Source organism: Bifidobacterium kimbladii (assembly GCF_032193675.1).
Classification (GTDB): Bacteria; Actinomycetota; Actinomycetes; order Actinomycetales; family Bifidobacteriaceae; genus Bombiscardovia; species Bombiscardovia kimbladii.
The window spans coordinates 521,361-541,673 of the sequence record NZ_JASTZZ010000001.1; the positions used below are offsets into that span (position 1 = coordinate 521,361).

Here is a 20,313-nt window from a genome sequence, read left to right on the forward strand (position 1 = left end):
CGGGCTGTGGACAGGAAATGGTGGCCGCAACCGGCCTACCGTACCATGGGATGCATGGCCATGAATGAGGACGAGGACGATTTCGAGTTCGAGCGCAGATTCTTCTGCCGGGACCTCCCCCGGGAGCTGCTCGGGGAGAGTCGGCCGACCCTGATTGTGCAGAGCTACTACGTGCATGAGAACAACTTCGCCCTGCGGGTTCGCCTTCAAGGGCAGGTGGACCCGATGGTGCCCATGACGGCCCGGACCGATGCCCTCCACACCCTGCTTGAGGAAGGCGACCACTTCGAGGCTGCCTCAATGACGGCCAAGGGGCCCTCCGTCGGCGGCACCCGCTACGAGGCCGAACGGGCCATCGACCCGGGCATCGCCCTGGAGCTGATCCTGCGCGGCGGCATTCCCATCGTCAAGAACCGGTATGGAGTCTGGCTGGACGAGGACTGGTGGAACCTGGATGTCTTCGGGGACGGCAACGCCCCCCTGGTGGTGGCCGAGGTGGAGCGGACCGGGCCGGTGACCGACCTGACCATCCCTGATTTTTGCGCCACGGAGATCACCGACGACCCGCGGTTCTCCAACGATGGGCTGGCCGGCCATCCCTTCGGCGACTGGGCTGCCGACTTTGACCGGGAGCTGAAAGCCAGCGGACCGCGCTTCCTCACCAACTTCGACGAGAACCGAGATTCCTGACCCAAAGTCGGCAACTGATCAGTACATCAGTGTGGACAGACGGCGACGGGCCTTGGCTAGCCGAGGATCGGTCGGCTCAGGAATGACGAAGTACTCCAGCAGACGGCGGCGGATGGGATCGGTCTGATCCCGGTGCCCGGCCAGAAAGTCCAGCAGACGATCGAAGGCATCCTGGATCTGACCGCCGATCATGTCCACATCGGCCACATCCAACTGGGCCTGCAGGTCGTCAGGGGCATCGGCAGCCGCCTGACGGACCCTGCGGACATCGGCCTTGGCCGAACGTGCCATCAGCAGGCACTTGGCCTGTTCACGCTTGGCCAGATCATCGGTCGCGTCAGCCTGGACCAGCTTGCCATAGGCTTCGGCCGCAGCTGCATAGTCGCCCTCCTGGGCCAGTCGGTGGGCCTCCTGATGGGCAGGGGGGATGGCATCAGCCGCTGCCTGGCCGGCCTGCTCCTCTTGCCCCTGGTCGTTGGTCTCCTGGTAGGGGGCGCTGCCGGTGATGCCGGCCTTCTGCGCCATCTGAATCACCTGTGGGATGAGCTGATCGGTGATCTGGTTCATTTCCTCATCGGTGGGCAGCCCCTGCAGGATGGGCATGGGTCGGCCCGCCAGCAGGGCAAAGAGGGCCGGTGCGCCCCGCACCTGGAAGGTCTGGGCGATCTGCGGATTGGACGCGATGTCGATGCGGGAGAGCTGAATGCGCCCCTCCTGGGCATTGACGGTCTGGGCCAGACGGGTCGCCAGAGGGAAGAGGCGGTCGTCGGTGGGCACCCAGAGCAGGATCAAAATGGGGAAGGTGGCTGAGGTCTGAACCATGGCCTGGAAACTGGCCTCCGTGGTATCGATCACGTAGCCGCCGGCAGCGGGTGCACCACCTTTCTGGCCTGGCTCGGCATCGACCTGATGCTTGAGCGCACCCAGGTCGACCGCCCCTGCCAGCGAGACGCCCGGCTGCCCCTGTCCGTTCTTGTTCGCCATGTCAGTCCTCCTAAACCTCGCGACCGCCGACTGCAGCTTCAGCCCGCCCTCGATTGCATACTCCTGGAAGCCAATCTAGTCCAAGGGCCGGGCGTTCACCCAGCGCAATCCCGCCCTTCAGACCGCTTCCACCTTGATGGGTTCACGCTCGGCACCCACGGCCCTGATGGGCTCATGCGAGTCCGCCGAAGGTATGTACAGGGCGATCACGTTGACATAGGTGACCTTCATGGTGCTGGTGGGCTTGCCCTGTCCGAAGAGGGCCTTCTCGGCATCCGAGGCCGGCGAGGACTCGCGGCCCTCACCCGCCTGCCTGGTCCAGACCGAATCAATCCGGGCCACGACCAGATCGCCTCCATCGGAGGAGTGCATGACCCGCAGCTGCCCCTGCGCCGGGGTGAAGGTCTGCGACTGGCTGCCCTTGTTGGCTTCGATCCCCTGCTGGACCACCTGGGTCAGCGTGCCCAAGGAGGTGCGGAAGTCATCCTGGGCGAACTCCTTGGCAAACTTGCTGCCCTGGGGATTCTGCAGGAGGTCGGCATAGCGGCGCACGGCCTCCACCGGCGTAGCCTTGAGACCCTGATCGTCGCCCTCCCCCATTCTGGCGCCGATGGTGGCCACCGGGAACTTGGGCAGCTGGGCCCCCTGGAAGAGCCGGGCCACCCCCCAGAGTTTGTAGTTCTCATGGGCGGACTCCTGTTCCAGAACCAAGAGGCGTTTGGACTGCTGATCCTGCGTGGTGGTGGTAATCGAAAAGACCGAGCGCGGCCAGCCCGGATCGCCGGGGATGACCGTCTGGGCGATGGTGGCAGGAATGGTTGTCTTAGGATCCAGCTGCCCGGTGGCCTGGGCAATGGTCAGCTCGCTGGTGCGGATCTCCAGCTGGGGGCCGCTGACCCGCTGGCCCAGCCCGGCCGGATCCTTGGCCTCGTTGGCCTGATCCAGAACCGCCCCGATGCTCTTGCGTATGCGGGCCTCCTGGGCAGGGGTCAGATTGGGCGCAGGAGCGGTGGTTGCGGTGCTCTGAGGCTCGGTCCGGCGAGCTTGGGGGACCTGCCCCTCGCAGGCAGACAGTCCCGGCAGGAGGGCCAGGGATAAGGCCAGAGCCGCTGCAGCCGCCACCTTGTTCATCGGCTTGTTCTTACTCATCAGCGCTCCTCCTCCCCTTCGTGGGCAAGCCTGGCCAGGTAGGAGGCCATCTCCTGACTGCTGATGACCCTGGTGGACGACACATCGTCGGCTCCCCGATCGCCGCTGACGGTGCGGCCGTCACTGTCTTCCTGCTGGTCGGCGACCAGATTCCGATTGCGCGGATCAATCACCACGGGCGGCCTGGGCGGGGGCCCTGGATCCCCCTGTCGCGCCTGGCCGCGGGCATGACGCCGACGCCGGCCCGAGGTCGAGCTGCGCCGTTGCCCCAGGCCAGGCAGAATGGCGCTTCCCAGGGCCTGGGCCACGCTGACCTCGGGGGTTTCCTCAGACTCCTGCTCGGGCTCGGTCTGCTTGCGGCGCTTGGCCGGATCCATGGCGAAAACCGTAGCCGAAAGAACGGCCAGCAGGGCCAGCAGCCCGCCGGCAAAGTAGAAGGGCATGGCAAAGTTAGGCAGCTTGTCCCGCTGCCAGAGCATCTCCAGCCCCAGGGAAGGAGAACCCTGGGGGACCGCCACCAGCAGGACGGCCTGCGGGTCGTCGGTCTTCAGGGACATCGACACGCTGCTGTCAGAACAGGTGACCTGTTTCCACATATCCGAGTCCTGAAAGGCTACGCCCTGATCACGTTTGACGGCCTTGCCTGGGCTGGTGTCCCTGCCGACGGACAGGGTCTGCCAATCATCCAGGCCACGCACCCGTGCCACATCATGCCCGGCCGTCCAGCCAGCTGCATCTTTGGCCGTGGTCAGGGCCATGCAGATGGTCGGCTTCTGCGACTTGTGCCCTGTGGACCCGGAGGCCCCGGCAGAGGCCGCATCCACACGCATGGTCACCCTGCTGTCCACCAGGGGAAGCACACCTGGATCGGTCACTACATAAGATGCCTTCGTGCGCGCATGTGCATCCACGTGAGCCGAAGGCTTCCAGACCGTGGCGTTCATGATGCCCAGCACAATGGCCGCCACAGCCAGCAGTCCGAAGATGGGGGTGACGATGCCGCGCATGATCATGCTGTGACGCGAGGGCTTGTCAGGCCGCGTCATCTCATCTTGTTCTTCGGGTACTTGCTCCATATTATCGACATTCTACCGTCGGCTCCCTATGATCTGGTTTCCGGCACCGGGAAATCACCCATAAGCCCTAAACTGGTCTTCTATGACCATCATCGCAAAGAAATCAGGCAGCAAGCGTTTGCTGGGCGCCGTGACCGCTCTGGCCCTATGTCTTGGACTGTCAGCCTGCGGCGGGAAATCCGACGGGGGCGGCCATGCAGGAGACACCATGCAGGGCGTATCAGCCAGCGGCAAACTTGGCAGCAAGCCCGACATCAGTTTCAAGACCCCCTTCAAGGTCGAGAACCAGACCCATCAGGTCATCCAGGAGGGCAACGGCGAGGTCATCCGCGACGGGGATCGCGTATGCACAAGGAGCCTGGCCTTGGATGCCAAGACCGGCAAGGTGATCAACTCCACCTGGGACAAGAGCAGCCCGGAGTGCTCCATTGTCATCAGCAAGAAATCCATTCCGGCATACTATGACACCTTCAAGGGCCTCAAGGTCAACTCCACCGTGGCCGTAGGCATCGATGAGTCAGGCTCCGGCAGCAGCAAGGCGACCGAGTCCTATATTATGGCCCTGACCTTCGTCTCCCGGTCCAAAAACCTGACCCGCGCCCAGGGTCAGAAGGTGACCGACCTGCCCAGCGACCTGCCGAAAATCAGTCTGGACGACAAGGGCAAGCCCTCCCTGGACCTCAACGGGTACCAGCCCAAGGGAGGACTGGTCGTCCAGCCCCTGATCAAGGGCAAGGGGGCCAAGGTCGGCCAGCATCAGAGCGTCAGCGCCAACTACACCGGATGGCTGGCCTCCGACGGCAAGCAGTTCGATTCCTCCTGGGACCGGGGTCAGGCCAGCGACTTCAGCCTGGACCAGGTGGTCAAGGGATGGCAGCAGGGTCTGGCCGGCCAGACGGTGGGCTCCCAGGTTCTTCTGGTAGTTCCGCCTGACCTGGGCTATGGCAGCCAGCAACAGCAGAAGATCCCAGCCAATTCGACCCTGATTTTCGTGGTCGACATCCTGGCCGCCTACTGACCCGTCAATCCACCAACAGACAGGGGCCCGTACCCATCCAGTCGCATTCGGATGGGTACGGGCCCCTGTCACAAGCCAGACGGCCAGTTCAGGCCTTGCCGCCCTCGACTACGATCTCGTCGGGGTTGGCCGCACTGCCGTAGACCGGTTCCAGGGTCTTGCGGTAGTCCTCATGGAAGAACCGCTCCTGGCCCAGCTTGTCCAGCTCCTTGTTGATGTAGTCCAGCAGGGGCTTGTTCCCCTTGCGCACGGCCGGGGCGATGACCGCCTCGTCCCCCAGTTTGGTGATGCCCACCGAGAAGCCCTTGTTGGCCTTGGCCCAGGCCAGCACCTCGGTGTTGTCGGTGCTCATGGCGTCTCCGCGGTGGTCCAGCAGGGCGTTGTAGGCATCCGCGTACTGGTCGTACTTCTGCAGCTTGACCTTAGGGTAGTGCTGCTCGAAGTAAGGCTCGGCCGTTGTCCCCTTGGCGATGATCAGAGTCTTGCCCTCCAGATCCTTCACATCTTTGATCAGCGCCGAATCCGGGGAGACCACGCCCAGGAAGACCTTCATGTAGGGCTTGGCGAAGTCCACCTTGCGGGCGCGATCATCGGTAACGGTGAAGTTGGCCAGAACCACGTCTACCTTGTTGCTGGACAGCACATCCACGCGAGCGGCCGGGTCAACCGAGGTGTACTCGGGCTTGACGCCCAGATCCTTGGCCAGACGCTCGGCAAAAACGATGTCATAGCCCTGGTTCTTGCCATCCTTGTCCACGTAGCCGAAGGGGGCCTTGTCGGTGAAGACGGCCACCCTGAGCTTGCCGGACTTGGTGATCTGCTCTGGCGTGCGTGCAGACCCGGATGCTGCCGAGGAGCCGGAACCGCCCCCCGAGCCGTTTCCGGCATCACTGGGGGTGGCCGCCGAAGGACCGCAGGCTGCCATGGAAGCCATCATTGCGATCGTCGCCCCCGTGGCCAGCGCCGCCCGTATCAATCGGTTCATTACCCTTGCGGTCATGATCCCTCTTTTCCTCTTATCTTTCCTATGGCCGCCCCAGTGGGCGGTTCCGGCGAATGCCGCCGGACGAATATGCAGAGTCCCCGTCAGGACTCCTGATCCTGGTCCTGATCCCGCCTGCGCTCATAGGTGAAGGTGGACAGGAAGCGTTGCGCCCGGTCAGTGGCCGGGTGGGTGAAGAAGGCCTCCGGGTCGTCGGACTGCTCGACCAGGACGCCTCCATCCAAGAGGACGATGTGGTCGGCGATGCCCCTGGCGAAGGCCATCTCGTGGGTGACGATCATCATGGTCAGCCCCTGGTCGGCCAGTTCCAGAATGACCTGGAGGACCTCGCGAACCATCTCCGGATCCAGAGCCGCGGTCACCTCGTCGAAGAGCATGATCTCGGGATGGAGGATGAGGGCCCGGCAGATGGCCACCCTCTGCCGCTGGCCACCCGAGAGCTGGCTGGGCCAGGCATCACGTCGGTCGGCCAGACCCACCCGGTCCAGCAGCTCCAGAGCCTCCTGCCGTGCCTGGTCCCGCTTGCGCTTCTGGACCAGGACGGGCGCCAGGGTCACATTGTCCAGAACCGTCCTGTTGGGGAAGAGGTCGTAGCTCTGGAAGACCATGCCGATCCTGGTGCGCAGGTCCGAGCTGCGACTGCCTGACATCAGTCCGCCGGGACCTCCGCCGTGCTTGCCCAGAGGACGACCGATCTCCACCGCCTGACCATCCAGAAGAATCCGGCCACCCTGTATGGGCTCCAGCCCGGCTATGGTCCGCAGCAGGGTGGACTTGCCTGAGCCCGAGGGGCCCAGGACCACAAAGACCTTGCCCTTGGGCACCTGGAAGGAGATGTCATTGAGCACAGGACTCTGCGCCTGCGGATACTGCTTGACCAGGTGCTCGACGGTCAGCACCGCCCCTTCCTCCTGCTCGTCCTGTGGCTGGTTCGCCGTCGTTTGCCCCTCAGTCATGGGCCCACCTCTTTTCCAGATGCCGGGCCACCAGGGACAGGGGCCAGCAGATGAAGAAATACATGAAGAAGATCACCCCGTAGATCCACAGAGTCGCCTGGGGATAGACGAAACGGTTGGCGTCGATGATCTGCTGGCCGACCTTGATGACCTCGATGACGCCCAGCAGGGCGGCCAGGGAGGTGGTCTTGACGATCCTGGTGGCCAGGTTGACGCTGGCCGGCAACAGTCGGCGCAGGGCCTGCGGAAGGATGATCCTGGAGAAAGTCTGCCAGGAGCTCAGCCCGAGCACGTAGGCCGACTCCACCTGGGTTCGGGGAATGGACTCCAGGGCCCCGCGGACCAGGTCGCCCAGCTCGGCCCCGCCCCAGAGCACAAAGACCAGCAGGCAGGCGCCAGTGGCGTCCAGATTCAGGTTCCATGCCCTGGACAGCCCGTAGAAAGCGATGAAGAGCAGTGCCAGCTGGGGCATGATGCGGATGAAGTCCAGATAGATCCTCATCAGGAAGCGGATCAAGCGGTTGCGCAGAGTCATCAGCCATCCGACCACCAAGCCCAAGGGCAGGGAGAGCAGGACCGAGACGCCGGCTATCCAGACGGTCACCCAGAGCCCCTGGAAGAGCCTGGGCATGACCCCTGGCTGGAAGAGCACCTCAACGCCGTGCATAGTCGAACCTCCGCTCAAGAACGGTTCCGATGACGGAGATGGGCAGCAGAATGACCAGATAGGTGACGATGAGCAGAGTCAACGACTCGTAGGTGTCGTAGGAGGTGCCCATCAGATCCTTGGTGACGTACATGACATCGGCCAAAGCGATGGCCGAGACCACCGAGGACTCCTTGATCAGGAAGATGATGTTGGCTACCACGCCCGGTATGGCGCTGCTCAGGGCTTGGGGCAACACGATCCTCGACAGGGTCTGCCCGCGCGTGAATCCCAGGACGCGGGCCGACTCGATCTGCACCTGGGGCACCGCCTCCAGTCCGCCGCGCATGGCCTCGGCCATGTAGGAGCCGCCCAGGAAGGCCAGCCCGACGATGGCGCAGGTCTGGGCGCTCCAGTTGACACCAAGCTTGGGCAAGCCGAAATAGAGGAAGTAGAGCTGAACCAGGAGCGGGGTGTTTCTTGACAGCTCGATGTATACTCTTGCCACCTGCGAGAGCAGGGGGATCCTGAAGACCTCCAACCCGGCGCAGACCAGCCCGATCAGCATGGAGAACACCACGCCAAAGAAGGAGATGAAGACCGTTACATAGGCCGCATTGACGAAAAAGTGCAGATTCTGCGTCATGAAAGACCAATTCATGCCCTCGCCTCCCCACTTGCTCTCGTCCTGTTCATCGTCTCCTCTTCACTGCTTCTCGCCCGCTTCACGCCGACTGCGGCATTCAGTCGACAATCCTAGAGAACGCGAGCCGCTTTTCTTTGCTTTTCGATATACGAATACCGGATACCCCGTTATCATCCGGTCTGCCAAGCAATTCATGCAGCAACTGGACAGCGCGTGTGAGATGGCCCTAGACGGCAGAGACTGACCGACACCTGCGGATCCTGGCTACCTGGCCTCTACGTTTTTCATCAACCCTACTGCCCACCAAGCTAACAAAAAGCCCGGTCCACATATTCGTGAACCGGGCTCCGAGTGCTTTGATCAGGCGAAGACCTTGGCGCTCTGTGCTGCCTTCCTGATCAGATCGGGGCGATACCCGCTCCACGTCTCCTGGTCAGTGACTACGATGGGGGTCTGCTTGAATCCCTGGGCGATGAACTGGTCGATCAAGGTCTGATCCTCGGTCAAATCCACCTGCTCGAATTCCAGCCCCTGCTTAGTCAACTGACGCTTGGTGGCATCACACTGGGGACAGTGCGCCTTGGTGTAGACCGTGATGGACATGATCGCCTCTCCCTTACATGTTGCCGTGATGCTCCAAGCTCTATAGCTCTCTGCTTGGAACCTAATGATTGCACTCTACACACTCCAAGGCTCAAGCACAATACCACCTGTAGTGGCGTGTCAGGCCGTCAACCCCAATATCTAGTAGCCTTTCAAGTCTTGTGGATCTAAGAGAGCATATATGTGAGCTATCTTACATACATGTTATTTAAGACTGAAAAATGCCTTAGAAGAGGGTCAGTTCGTCACTGTCGGCGCCCTTCATGGCCTCGTAGTCCAGAATCAGGCACTCGAATCCCCTGTCCTCGGCAAGGACCCTGGCCTGGGGGGTTATGGTCTGGGCCGCGAAGATCCCGCGGACAGGGGCCAGCAGGGGGTCGCGGTTGAGCAGGCGGCAGTAGCGGGTCAGCTGTTCCACCCCGTCAATGCCGCCATGCCGCTTGATCTCGATGGCTACATGCCGTCCCTGGCCGTCGACGGCCATGATGTCCACTGGCCCGATGGGCGTCGGATACTCCCGGCGCACCAAGGTGGCCCCCGGGCCGATGCGGTCGATCTGTTCAGCCAGATAACGCTGCAGATGTGCTTCCACGCCGTCCTTGACCAATCCCGGATCCGTCCCCAGGTCGTAGCTGTCGTCGGCATAGACCTGGTAGAGCCTGATGGTGAGCACATCGCTGGATTTGACGGCCGAAACACGCAGAACCTTGCGTACAGGCCGACACTGGTCCTGATCCTGCTCCTGAGCGATCAGCGCATCGGGCGCAGCAGCTTCGGCTACCTCATCCGGCCCAGTCCCGTCCACGGAATCAGCCTTGGCGCCTGCGCCGTCTTTGTTCGTTTCCTCGGGTTCGATCTCCCTGATGGTGCAGGGGGCGCACATCCAGTTCAGGGGCTTGTAGGAGCCCAGCTCCGAAAAGATCAGGCAGCTCATGTCGGCCTTGATCAGCAGGACACGCCTGGCCGGCGGCAGGCTGGCGTTGAGACGCCCGGAGTATTCGGCTGAGCAGTCGGCAACAATGATTCGCACAGATGCCAATATATCAGCCGCTGTCCCGGGCGAGGAAGAAAAAAGCCCAGCCGATGCAAGAGCACCAGCCGGGCGGAAGAGGAAGGGAGTCAGGACTGCTGTCCCTGACCAGCGTCCTCCAGATAGTGATCCACAGCCACAGTCAGCTTGTTGCTGTCGAAGGAGGCGAATCCGCTGTCCACATGGAAGGACTGACGACCGCCATCGGTGGCCTGAACCCGGATGTTGCCCTCCTGCAGCAGGGCCAGCACCGGCTCGTGGTCAGGCATGATGCCCATGGACCCCTGGGTGCCGGGCACGGTGACCGACCGCGCCTGACCCGACCAGATGGGCCTGTCCGCCGAGACGATGTTGACCTGCATGGAGGCCTTGCCTGTATCCGCCATGACTACCGGTATTCCTTCTGCATATCGTGCCACTTGTGCTCAAGGTCGTCGATGCCGCCGATGCCGGAGAATGCCTGCTCGGGCACGTCGTCGTAGGCACCGTCGCAGATGCGGGTGAAGGCCTCGATGGTCTCGTCGGCAGGCACGTAGGAGCCCTTGCGACCGGTGAACTTCTCAGCCACGTAGAAGTTCTGGCCCAGGAACTGCTCGATCTTGCGGGCGCGGTTGACGGTGGTCTTGTCCTCTTCGCCCAGCTCATCGATGCCGATCAGGGCGATGATGTCCTGGAGCTCCTTGTTCCTCTGCAGGATGGCCTTGACCCGGTTGGCGCAGTCATAGTGGGCCTGCCCCACATAGCGCGGGTCCAGAATCCTGGAGGTGGATGCCAGCGGATCCACAGCCGGGTAGATGCCCTGGGAGGCGATGTCACGGCTGAGCTCGGTGGTGGCGTCCAGGTGGGCGAAGGTGGTCGCAGGCGCCGGGTCGGTGTAATCATCGGCCGGCACGTAGATGGCCTGCAGGGAGGTGATCGAATGGCCACGAGTCGAGGTGATCCTCTCCTGCAGGGCGCCCATCTCGTCGGCCAGGTTGGGCTGGTAGCCCACGGCCGATGGCATGCGGCCCAGCAGGGTGGAGACCTCGGAGCCGGCCTGGGTAAACCGGAAGATGTTGTCGATGAAGAGCAGCACATCCTGGTTCTCCACGTCGCGGAAATACTCCGACATGGTCAGGGCGGTCAGTGGCACGCGCAGACGGGTCCCCGGGGGCTCGTCCATCTGGCCGAAGACCAGTGCGGTCTTCTCCAGCACGCCGGCCTCGTCCATCTCGCCGATCAGGTCGTTGCCCTCACGGGTACGCTCTCCCACGCCCGCGAAGACGGAGACGCCGCCGTGGTTCTGCGCCACGCGCTGGATCATCTCCTGGATGAGCACGGTCTTGCCCACGCCTGCGCCGCCGAACAGGCCGATCTTGCCGCCCTCCACGTAAGGGGTCAGCAGGTCGATGACCTTGATGCCGGTTTCGAACATCTGGGTCTTGGACTCCAGCTGATCGAAGGCGGGCGGGTTGCGATGGATGGGCCACCGTTCGGTGACCTTGATCTGCTCACCCTCCTTCTTGTTGAGGATGTTGCCGGCCACGTCGAAGACGTGCCCCTTGGTCACGTCGCCCACGGGCACCATGATGGGCCCGCCCGTATCGGTGACGGTGGCGCCGCGGACCAGGCCGTCGGTGGGCTTCAGGGCCACGGTGCGAACCGTGGAATCGCCCAGGTGCTGCTCCACCTCCAGCATGATGGTGGTCAGCGACTCGCCCTCGGTGTTCGAGGACTGGCTCAGATTCACGGTCAGGGCATTGTAGATGTCCGGCAGGTGACCTGCCGGGAACTCCACATCGATGACCGAACCCTGGACTCGGGTGACGCGCCCCTTGGAGGCCGAATCCGGCTTGCGGCTCGCTGTGGTCGGCTGTTCTTGCTGTGCAACCATTGGCGTTCCTACTCTTCCTCTTTGTTGAGCGCATCGGCGCTGCCGACGATCTCGGTAAGTTCCTGCGTGATGGCCGCCTGACGGCTGGCGTTGAGCCGGCGGGTCAGGTCGTCGATCAGTCCCTTGGCGTTGTCAGTGGCGGTATGCATGGCGTTCTGCCTGCTGGCGGTCTCCGAGGCGGCCGAGGTGAGCAGGCATTCATGGATGCGCGACTGAATGTACTTGGGCAGAACGGCATCCAAGACCTCCTGAGAGCTGGGCTCAAAGTCGTAGAGGGCCGCATAGCGGTCGCTCTGGCGGCCATGCCCGTCGTCCGGCACGGGGGTATCGATGGCCTCCTCAGGCTGCTCCTGGTCAGGCCTGATCAGCTCCAGGGGCAGCATGCGCAGCACCCGAACCTTCTGCACCACCATGTTGATGAATTCGGTGAAGACGATGTAGAGCTCGGAGACGCCCCCCTTGGCCGCTGGAGTCATATAGGTATCCAGCAGTGCCTGGGAGATCTCCCTGGCTACATCCACACCGGGCCGATCGCTGTGACCCTCCCAGGTCTTGACGATGCTGCGGTTGCGGTAACGATAGTAGGAGACACCGCGACGACCGTAGACGAAGAGCTGAGGCTGTCGGCCCTGCTCGTCCAGGCGGGCCAGCAGAGACTCCGTCTCGCGGATGACCGAGGAGGTATAGGCCCCGGCCATGCCGCGGTCGGCCGTCAGCGCCAGCACAGCCACGCGCGGGTTCTTCTCGTCCTTCCTGACAATGGGGTGGCGTATATCATCCGTGTGGGCCACCAGTGCCTGGACTGCATCGAAGATCGCATCGGAGTAAGGCTTCGCTTCCAGGGCCACGGTCCTGGCCTTGGCGATATGCGAGGAGGCTATCATCTCCTGGGCATTGAAGATTTTCTCCAACGCCGAGGTGGAGGCGATCCTTGACTTGAATGCGAGTTGTGAGGCCATGGTCTACCGCTTCCCGGCCTTGCTGCCGCTCTTGCCGTCGGCCACCAGCTTCTCCTGCTGGACGGCCACCGGCTGCTCCTGCTCCTGGTCGGCCTTGTGACCGTCCAGGGTCTGGCCCTTGTGGGTCACGAAGGTCTTGGCGAACTCGTCCACGGCCTGGTCAAGAGCCTTTTCGGTATCGTCGGTAAAGTCCTCCGTATCGCGGATGGTCTTGAGGATGTCCGTGTTGTGGTCCAGGTAGTCCAGGAGCCCGGACTCGAAAGGCAGCACGTCCTCCAGGTCCAAATCATCCAGCTTGCCGTGGGTGCCCACCCAGACCGAGACAACCTGCTTCTCCATGGAATAGGGCGTGAACTGGGGCTGCTTGAGCAGCTCGGTCAGCCTGGCGCCACGGGTCAGCTGGGCCTTGGAGGCCGCATCCAGATCCGAGGCGAACATGGCGAAGGACTGGAGCGAACGATACTGGGCCAAGGAGATCTTCAGGGTCGAGGAGACCTTCTTCAGAGCCTTGGTCTGTGCGGCGCCGCCCACGCGGGAGACGGAGATGCCCACGTCCACGGCGGGACGCTGGTTGGCATTGAACAGATCGGACTGCAGGAATATCTGACCGTCGGTGATGGAGATCACGTTGGTCGGAATGTAGGCCGAGACGTCGTTGGCCTTGGTCTCGATGATGGGCAGACCGGTCATGGATCCGCCGCCCAGGTCATCGGAGAGCTTGGCGCAGCGCTCCAGCAGACGCGAATGCAGGTAGAAGACGTCGCCAGGATAGGCCTCGCGCCCCGGCGGACGACGCAGCAGCAGGGAGATGGACCGGTAGGCCTCGGCCTGCTTGCTCAGGTCGTCGAAGACGATCAGGACGTGCTTGCCGCCGTACATCCAGTGCTGGCCGATGGCCGAACCGGTGTAGGGGGCTATGTACTTGAAGCCTGCGGAATCAGAAGCCGGGGAGGCCACAATGGTGGTGTACTCCATGGCGCCGGCCTCTTCCAGAGAGGAACGGACCGAGGCGATGGTGGTGCCCTTCTGGCCGATGGCCACGTAGATGCACCGCACCTGCTTCTTGGGGTCTCCGGACTCCCAGTTGCGCTTCTGGTTGATGATGGTGTCGATGGCGATGGCCGTCTTGCCGGTCTGCCGGTCGCCGATGATCAGCTGACGCTGACCGCGGCCGATGGGAGTCATGGCGTCGATGGCCTTGATGCCAGTGGCCAGGGGCTCGTCGACGGGATGCCGGTGCATGACATCGGGAGCCTGCGCCTCCAGGATTCTGCGGCCCTCGCTCTTGATTTCACCCAAACCGTCGATGGGCTCGCCCAGAGGGTTGACTGTACGCCCCAGATAACCGTCGCCGACGGGCACCGAAAGCACCTCGCCGGTCCTGTGGACTTCCTGGCCCTCTTCGACACCTGCGAAGTCGCCCAGGATGACCACGCCGATCTCTCGGGCGTCCAGGTTGAAAGCCAGACCCAGCGTGCCGTCCTCGAAGGTCAGCAGCTCGTTGGCCATGCAACCAGGCAGTCCCTCCACATGCGCAATGCCGTCACCGGCCGTGCGGACATAGCCCACCTCCTGGGTGGGGGTGTCCGTCGGCTTGTAGGACTCGACGAACTGGTCGAGCGCCTTGCGCACCACAGCGGGATCAATGGTCATTTCTGCCATGATCACTCCTTATTTCTGTTCTTGTTCAAGTCTGTCGGTTCTTCGCTCATCCTGCCACGGCCATCCGCCGCTTCAGATGCTTCAGTTGCGTAGCCACCGTGCCGTCTGTGGAGACCGAGCCGTACTGGACTTTCATACCGCCCAGGACCGAGGGATCGACCACCGAGTTGATGTGGACCGGCTTGCCCAGCTTGCGCCCGTAGACCTCCTGCAGGCGGCTGACCTGCTGGTCATTCATGGAGACCGCTGTGGTGACGGTGACCATGACCTGGTCCATATGCTCAGAGAAGCGGTCCACCAACCAAATGATGGTGTCAGGGAAGCGACGTCCACGCAGATCGATGGTGGCGTTCAGGGCCATCTGCTCGGTGACCGGATGCATATGCTGCCCAACCAGGAGCGCCCTGAGCAGGTCGGCCCGCGCTGTGGAATCACTGTACTCGTCCGAGAGCCTGAAGAGCACCAGCGGCATGCCCAGCAGGGCCGAATGGATCTCAGCCAGCTCGCCTGCCACCTGGTTGGTGATGCCCAGAGCATCGGCGTAATAAGCGATGGCATCCACCGACATGTCCTCAGCCGCGTTGGCAATGTGCACCACACGGCTCCACTGATGATCAGTCAAATCATGAAGGATGTCCACGGTCAGCGGATCGGCCTTGTCAGCCAGGATGGTGTCAATCACCTGCCACTTGTCCTCAGCCGGACGGGAGGGGTCGGTCAGCGCACGCTCCAGGGGCCTGTTGGCATCGAGCAGGGTCACGAAGGTATAGAGCTCCATGGCCACGCGGAGGGCATCATTCCCCTTGCTCTTCAGCAAGGGGGCATACTTGGCCCTGGTCTCCTTGTCGGAGCTCAGCGAAGTCTCTCCTCGCATGTCACCTCCCCTTTCGCGGAATCAACGTTCCCGTCATCCGCCAATCTGTCATTATGCCTGCCGCTTGTCCGAGGACTGCCCGCCTTGGTCCGCGATGATCGAGTCGATCATGGAGGACTGTACGGCATCATCCTGAAGCTGCGAGCCCAGGATTTTGCCGGCAAGAGCCGTAGCCAGCGTGCCCACCTCGCCCTTGAGCGAGACCAGCGCCTGCTGCTGCTGGGACTTGAGGGATCGCTGGGCGTTCTCGGTGATCTGGTTGGCCTCGGTCTCGGCCCGGGTCCTGGCATCCGCCACGATCCTGGAGGCCTCAGCGCGGGCGTCATCCCGGATCTGGGAAGCCTCAACACGAGCCTTGCCCAGCTGATCCTGATACTGCTTGCGGGCCTGATCCGCCTCTTCACGAGCCTTGGCGGCCTTCTGAATATTGCCCTCGATCTTGGCCGAGCGCTCATCGAAGATGGCCTGGAACTTGGGCATGAAGAACTTGTAGAAGAAGACGGCCAGGATGACCAGGATGACCAGCGACCACACAATGTCATAGAGCTGGGGGATAAATAGCTGGATCCCCTTGCCTGCCGCTAGAGCGTACATTGGCTCCTCCTTTCCCTTATCGAAGCCGGATCATGCAGGAATCGCACGGCTCAGGCGATGAAGAGCGCCACGAAGCCCAGCAGGGCCAGCACCTCGATCAGAGCCAAACCGATGAACATGGTGGTCCGCAGCTGTCCGCTGATCTCGGGCTGGCGAGCCATGCTCTCGACGGTCTTGCCAACGGCGATGCCCAGACCCAGTGCGGGGCCGAGAGCTGCGATGCCGTATCCCAGGATGCTCAGATTGCCGGAGACCTCAGCAAGTGTGATGATGTCCATTTATTTTCCTTTCCTCCACCGTTGCCGGTTCTTGGATTGTGGTTCGGCCCCGACCCCCGTCTACCGGCCGGAACCGACGAATATGTGGGCTGCGACCGCCTGAAGCGTCGACCGCGGCTGTTCTTTTCGCTCAACCTTCTTCAGGGTAACTCATGGAGATGTAGACCGTGGTCAGGATGGCGAAGATGTAGGCCTGGAGGGCCGCCACGAAGATTTCAAAGGCCGTCAGGGCGAAGCCCAGAACGAACCAGCCTACGCCAGCCAAGGCCAAGAGCTTGTTGCTGGCCTCGATGATGTAGAACTGTGTGAAGGCCAGGCTGACCGCCACCAGCAGATGGCCTGCGATCATGTTGGCAAAGAGTCGAATGGTCAGGGAGGCCGGCTTGACGATGACCATCTCCAGCAGCTGGATGGGCGTCAGAATGATATAGAGAGGCCAAGGCACTCCAGCCGGGAAGAGCTCAGACTTGAAATAGCCCCAGACGCCCTGCTCACGGAATCCCGTGACCATATATTGGCAGAAAGTCCAGATGGCAAAAACCAAGGGCATGGTGATGGTGGCCGTGGCCGCGATGTTCATGCCTGGTATGATGCCGCAGAGGTTGAAGACCAAGATGGTCAGGAAGATGGTCGTGATCATGGGCACGTAGCGCTTGCCCCGAATCTCGCCCAGGGTGTCATAGACGACCGAGTCGCGGATGAACTCGATGACCCACTCGATGGCCCCCTGCCAGCGGGAGGGGATCAGCTTGGCCCTTGCAGCAGTAATTCCCAGCACCAGAAGGATGATGACCATGGCTACGAACCTGATCAGGATGATCCGGTTCATGGCGAAGGGCGTTCCCTGGAAAAGAATCTCAGGAGGCAGGAAATCTTCGATGGTGGGTAGCTCGCTTGGCTTGGCCATGGCCAGACTGAAAGCTTCACTTCCCATTGCCTCTAGCATCTATCGCCTCCTGAACGACACAGTGAACACTATAGCGCGCACGCGACTCATGGCTGCACCGTATGGGTAGTGTAGCCCACACCAAGAGCCACGGTAACCATAGATTCCTCTAGTGTGTCACAGATAGTGGCCGCAGGTCGAATCCGAACCGCGGCGTGGACAGGTTGTTGACGAAGGTAATGCAATCGTCATCAAGGCTTAACAGCGCCCGGAATAAGCCCGTACCCGTCACCCGCCAAAGGCTGATATCCGTCAGCGCGCGGGCCTCCGGGAGCGTGTCTGATGGATCGGTCGGTACCCAGTCGGCCCGTTGCCCGCAGAGTCGGCACCTGGCTCAGGTCGTAGGGAGTGGTCTCATAAACCCAGTTCAGCCAGTTGCGCCAGAGCAGGTTGGCATGGGCACGCCAGGAGAAGACCGGCTCCAATGCCGGATCGTCATGAGGATAGTAGTTGACCGGGAAAGGCACCTGGTCCAGGCCCTTGGCCATGTCGCGCTGGTACTCGTGGGCCAGGGTGTCACGGTCGTACTCCCAGTGGCCCAACACGAAGATCTCTGAGAAATCCTGGGTGCTGATAAGCCCGGGACCGGACTGTGGACCCCAGGTCAGCACCTGCAGATCAGGACAGGCCCGCACCTGGTCCTCGTCCACCCCGGCCCAGCGGGAGTGTGGCTGCAGGGCAATCTCGTCGAAGCCATTGGTGATGAAGCAGTACTCGTCCTGCAGATACTGGGGAAAGACCCCGAAGACCTTGCGATCCAGGTTGCGCTTGGCGATGCCGTGGCGGTAATAGAGCCCAGCCATGGCCCCCCAGCACAGATACATAGTAGAGAAGACGTGGGTAGACGCCCAGTCCAGAATGCGGGTCAGTTCCTGCCAGTAGTCGACCTGCTCGAAGTCCATCTGCTCTACCGGGGCGCCAGTCACGACCAGACCGTCATAACAGTTGTCCTCGAAGGACTCCAGATTCTCGTAGAACTTGACCAGATGATCCATGCTGGTGTGCACGGCCTGATGGGTGGAAGTCTTCATGAAGTCGATCTCCACCTGGAGCGGCGACTTGGAGATCAGCCGCAGCAGCTGGGTCTCGGTCTCCACCTTGGTGGGCATCAGGTTGAGGATGACCAGCTTGAGCGGACGCATCTCCTGGCGCTCCGCCTCGTGGCTTTCCAGGGCGAAGATGCGCTCCGAATCCAGGATGGATCTGGCCGGCAATCCGGTGGGGATGGTGATAGGCATGGCTCCATTATCTCCCAAGTAGAGCCCGCCCACACACGGACTTGACAAGCGCGCTGGAATCCGTAATATAGATAACTGCTGTGTTGAACAGCCGACGCGGGGTGGAGCAGTTCGGTAGCTCGCTGGGCTCATAACCCAGAGGTCTCAGGTTCAAATCCTGACCCCGCTACCAGTAAGGCTCGGAATCGTTTGGATTCTGAGCCTTTGTTTTTTCTATCTTGTTGTTCTGTCTCAGCGTACTTGGAGCAGACCGGAACACTGGCCAGTATGGTGCAGTCAGATACGGGCGGACGGCCCAATCGCAAAATCAGAGAAAGCCGTCTACATCCATCCCTTCACATGACTGCACCGTTCACGTTCTCAGTCTCCTATGGCTTTGGACTTCTTTACTTCGTCGAACTTGGCCTTCATGGTCTCGTTGTTTCTGGTCAGTCTTCGTATGGTCACGTCCTGCGCCTTGTTGTTGGCCAGTCGAAGCTGGTTCTCGGAACCCAGCAAGGCGTCCTTGATCTTGTTCAGGTGGTTGATAGATTTGTCGATCTCCTCTACCGCACTCTTGAACTTTTTCGAGGCGATTTCGTAATTGCGGCCAAAAGCACTCTTAAAGGAGTCCAGCTCTTCCTCAAAATGCGTTATATCGATATTCTGCGCCCTCTCCTCTTCAAGTTCATTCTTGTATTGCAGAGAGTTCTTGGCAGCGTCCCGGAGCAGGGTGATTATCGGAATGAAGAACTGCGGACGGACGACATACATTTTCGGGTAGCGATAGGAGACATCCACGATACCCGTGTTGTACAGGTCGCTGTCAGGCTCCAGCAGGGAGACCATGATGGCATACTCGCAGTCCTTTTCCCGCCTGTCCTTGTCGAGCTCCTTGAAAAAGTCCTCGTTCTTGTGCTTGGTGGAGGCGGTGTCCGTCTCGTTCTTCATCTCGAACATGATGGACACGATCTCCGTGCCCGAATCGTCCTTGTCGCGGAAGATGAAGTCGCCCTTGCTGCCCGTCCTGGCATCGTTGTCCTTCTCGAAGTAGGCATTGGGGAAGGCCGTGGACCGCAGCTTGTTGAACTCGATCTGGCAATGCTGCTCAAGCGTCTCCCCCACCATCTTGGTGGACAGCTTCGCCTTCAGGTCACGCAGCCGCTCAATCTGCTCGTCACGATCCTGGATCTGGACCTCATAGCGCTCCTTGAGGGACTTGGCCTCGATCTTGCTCTGCAGCTCAGCCTTGTCAAGGTTGCTCTTCAGCTCCGCTATCTCGGAATCCTTGTCCGCGACGACCTCCTGCAGCTGCGACTTCAGCTGCTCCTTGGAGAGCTTCTCCTCCGACTCCTTCTCGAGCTGCAGCCTCTCAAGCCTGCCCTTGAAATCATCACGCTCCTTCTGCACCGGACCCAAAGCCTGGGCAAGCTCCTGCTTCTTCTGCAACTCAAAGGCATCCAACTGATTCTGCAATTTGACGATCTCGGCATCTTTGTCCGCAGCTGCCTTCTGTAGCTCGCTCTTGGAGTTGGCCTCTGCCAGATCAAGCGCCTGCTGCTTCTCCGACTCGGCCTTGTCCAGCTTGGCGCTCAGATCATCTTTCTCCTTCTCGACCTTCCTCAAGGCTTCTGAAACAGCCAATTCCTTTGCAGCCTGTTCGGATTCCAGCTTTGCCTGCAGCTCCTGTATCTGGGCATCCTTTGCGCTTTTGGTCTTCTGCAAGGTCTGCTCGGCCTGTGCCTGGTCCAGTTCACGAATCTTGCTATTCTCACGCTCAGCCTGTTCAAGCCGTTCATGAAGCTGCCTGTCAAAATCCTTGTCACGAACCTGCTTCAAAATATCGGCATATCCGGCCTCGTCAATAGTGAATGCGGTTTTGCAATTGGGACAAACAATCTCGGGCATATGCAACCCTTTCTTTCCAAACCTGCGTTAAAAACTACCCCTGCTCCAAGCTGTCTGTGCTGAAAACCGAGTACATAACAGCTGAGCACATACGACACTTAATGAAAACTATATTTGATCTACGTCGATACCATTTCAAGGATTCAATAATCATGGACCAGCTGATAATCTTGCGGATCGCGCCACAAGCCCGGCGATAGT

Annotated in this window: 21 protein-coding genes and 1 tRNA gene; 3 read left to right on the plus strand and 19 right to left on the minus strand. The window is 61.3% G+C overall.

Translation table 11 applies throughout. The features are described from left to right. The first annotated feature begins 60 nt into the window (after positions 1-60). Complete coding sequence (locus QRX41_RS02225) at positions 61-690, plus strand: CYTH domain-containing protein (RefSeq protein ID WP_313838702.1); 630 nt, start codon at positions 61-63, stop codon at positions 688-690. 18 nt (positions 691-708) lie between these two features. On the opposite strand, the gene QRX41_RS02230 is transcribed toward QRX41_RS02225, so the two are convergent. The 3 genes from QRX41_RS02230 to QRX41_RS02240 form a co-directional block, all read right to left on the minus strand. After that, on the minus strand, positions 709-1,674 hold the full coding sequence (locus QRX41_RS02230; RefSeq protein ID WP_313838400.1) for a co-chaperone YbbN: 966 nt from the start codon (positions 1,672-1,674) through the stop codon (positions 709-711). Positions 1,675-1,791: 117 nt separating this feature from the next. Next, complete coding sequence (locus QRX41_RS02235) at positions 1,792-2,823, minus strand: hypothetical protein (protein ID WP_313838402.1); 1,032 nt, start codon at positions 2,821-2,823, stop codon at positions 1,792-1,794. Beyond that, the gene (locus tag QRX41_RS02240) at positions 2,823-3,869 is read right to left on the minus strand and encodes a hypothetical protein (protein WP_313838404.1); all 1,047 of its coding nucleotides are present in this window, start codon (positions 3,867-3,869) and stop codon (positions 2,823-2,825) included. The genes QRX41_RS02235 and QRX41_RS02240 overlap by 1 nt, the downstream gene beginning before the upstream one ends. Positions 3,870-3,981: 112 nt before the next feature. Here QRX41_RS02240 and QRX41_RS02245 point away from each other — a divergent pair, with 112 nt between their 5' ends. Beyond that, positions 3,982-4,917: an FKBP-type peptidyl-prolyl cis-trans isomerase gene (locus QRX41_RS02245; protein WP_197071182.1), complete on the plus strand. Its 936-nt coding sequence runs from the start codon at positions 3,982-3,984 to the stop codon at positions 4,915-4,917. 88 nt (positions 4,918-5,005) lie between these two features. Here the strand turns inward: QRX41_RS02245 and QRX41_RS02250 are convergent, their stop codons facing one another. The 15 genes from QRX41_RS02250 to QRX41_RS02320 form a co-directional block, all read right to left on the minus strand. Next, a complete protein-coding gene (locus QRX41_RS02250) occupies positions 5,006-5,917 on the minus strand; it encodes a cysteine ABC transporter substrate-binding protein (protein WP_313838406.1) in 912 nt (303 codons plus the stop codon). A gap of 86 nt (positions 5,918-6,003) precedes the next feature. Then, entirely contained in the window at positions 6,004-6,876 is an 873-nt protein-coding gene (locus QRX41_RS02255; RefSeq protein ID WP_313838408.1) for an amino acid ABC transporter ATP-binding protein, read from the minus strand. Beyond that, positions 6,869-7,543 carry an amino acid ABC transporter permease gene (locus tag QRX41_RS02260; RefSeq protein WP_313838410.1) on the minus strand — a complete coding sequence of 225 codons (675 nt, stop codon included), beginning with the start codon at positions 7,541-7,543 and terminating at the stop codon, positions 6,869-6,871. Before QRX41_RS02260 ends, QRX41_RS02255 begins: the two co-directional genes overlap by 8 nt. Next, positions 7,530-8,183, minus strand: a complete 654-nt coding sequence (locus QRX41_RS02265; RefSeq protein ID WP_313838412.1) for an amino acid ABC transporter permease — start codon at positions 8,181-8,183, stop codon at positions 7,530-7,532. Before QRX41_RS02265 ends, QRX41_RS02260 begins: the two co-directional genes overlap by 14 nt. A gap of 345 nt (positions 8,184-8,528) precedes the next feature. Then, a complete protein-coding gene (gene nrdH / locus QRX41_RS02270) occupies positions 8,529-8,771 on the minus strand; it encodes a glutaredoxin-like protein NrdH (RefSeq protein WP_024626874.1) in 243 nt (80 codons plus the stop codon). A 226-nt stretch (positions 8,772-8,997) separates the two neighbouring features. Further along, positions 8,998-9,801, minus strand: coding sequence for an endonuclease NucS (gene nucS / locus QRX41_RS02275; RefSeq protein ID WP_313838414.1), 804 nt, complete (start codon positions 9,799-9,801; stop codon positions 8,998-9,000). Between the two features lie 89 nt (positions 9,802-9,890). Continuing rightward, positions 9,891-10,187 (minus strand): F0F1 ATP synthase subunit epsilon, encoded by a 297-nt coding sequence (locus QRX41_RS02280; RefSeq protein WP_144084977.1) that lies wholly within the window; start codon positions 10,185-10,187, stop codon positions 9,891-9,893. Positions 10,188-10,189: 2 nt separating this feature from the next. Next, the gene (gene atpD / locus QRX41_RS02285; RefSeq protein ID WP_198187914.1) at positions 10,190-11,674 is read right to left on the minus strand and encodes a F0F1 ATP synthase subunit beta; all 1,485 of its coding nucleotides are present in this window, start codon (positions 11,672-11,674) and stop codon (positions 10,190-10,192) included. A gap of 8 nt (positions 11,675-11,682) precedes the next feature. Then, positions 11,683-12,633, minus strand: a complete 951-nt coding sequence (locus QRX41_RS02290) for a F0F1 ATP synthase subunit gamma (protein ID WP_313838418.1) — start codon at positions 12,631-12,633, stop codon at positions 11,683-11,685. A gap of 3 nt (positions 12,634-12,636) precedes the next feature. Continuing rightward, positions 12,637-14,295 (minus strand): F0F1 ATP synthase subunit alpha, encoded by a 1,659-nt coding sequence (atpA, locus tag QRX41_RS02295; RefSeq protein WP_313838420.1) that lies wholly within the window; start codon positions 14,293-14,295, stop codon positions 12,637-12,639. A 46-nt stretch (positions 14,296-14,341) separates the two neighbouring features. Continuing rightward, positions 14,342-15,169, minus strand: a complete 828-nt coding sequence (locus tag QRX41_RS02300) for a F0F1 ATP synthase subunit delta (protein ID WP_198199621.1) — start codon at positions 15,167-15,169, stop codon at positions 14,342-14,344. 51 nt (positions 15,170-15,220) lie between these two features. Next, entirely contained in the window at positions 15,221-15,763 is a 543-nt protein-coding gene (locus tag QRX41_RS02305; RefSeq protein ID WP_024626881.1) for a F0F1 ATP synthase subunit B, read from the minus strand. 50 nt (positions 15,764-15,813) lie between these two features. After that, positions 15,814-16,041: an ATP synthase F0 subunit C gene (atpE, locus tag QRX41_RS02310; RefSeq protein ID WP_015022486.1), complete on the minus strand. Its 228-nt coding sequence runs from the start codon at positions 16,039-16,041 to the stop codon at positions 15,814-15,816. Positions 16,042-16,171: 130 nt separating this feature from the next. Then, positions 16,172-16,987, minus strand: coding sequence for a F0F1 ATP synthase subunit A (atpB, locus tag QRX41_RS02315; protein ID WP_101432903.1), 816 nt, complete (start codon positions 16,985-16,987; stop codon positions 16,172-16,174). A gap of 191 nt (positions 16,988-17,178) precedes the next feature. Continuing rightward, positions 17,179-18,225 (minus strand): homoserine O-succinyltransferase, encoded by a 1,047-nt coding sequence (locus QRX41_RS02320; protein ID WP_313838426.1) that lies wholly within the window; start codon positions 18,223-18,225, stop codon positions 17,179-17,181. A gap of 95 nt (positions 18,226-18,320) precedes the next feature. Between QRX41_RS02320 and QRX41_RS02325 the strand changes: the two genes are divergently transcribed. Further along, positions 18,321-18,397: transfer RNA gene (locus tag QRX41_RS02325), tRNA-Met, on the plus strand. A gap of 188 nt (positions 18,398-18,585) precedes the next feature. On the opposite strand, the gene QRX41_RS02330 is transcribed toward QRX41_RS02325, so the two are convergent. Beyond that, positions 18,586-20,112: a DUF2130 domain-containing protein gene (locus QRX41_RS02330; protein WP_313838428.1), complete on the minus strand. Its 1,527-nt coding sequence runs from the start codon at positions 20,110-20,112 to the stop codon at positions 18,586-18,588. Positions 20,113-20,313: the final 201 nt, after the last annotated feature.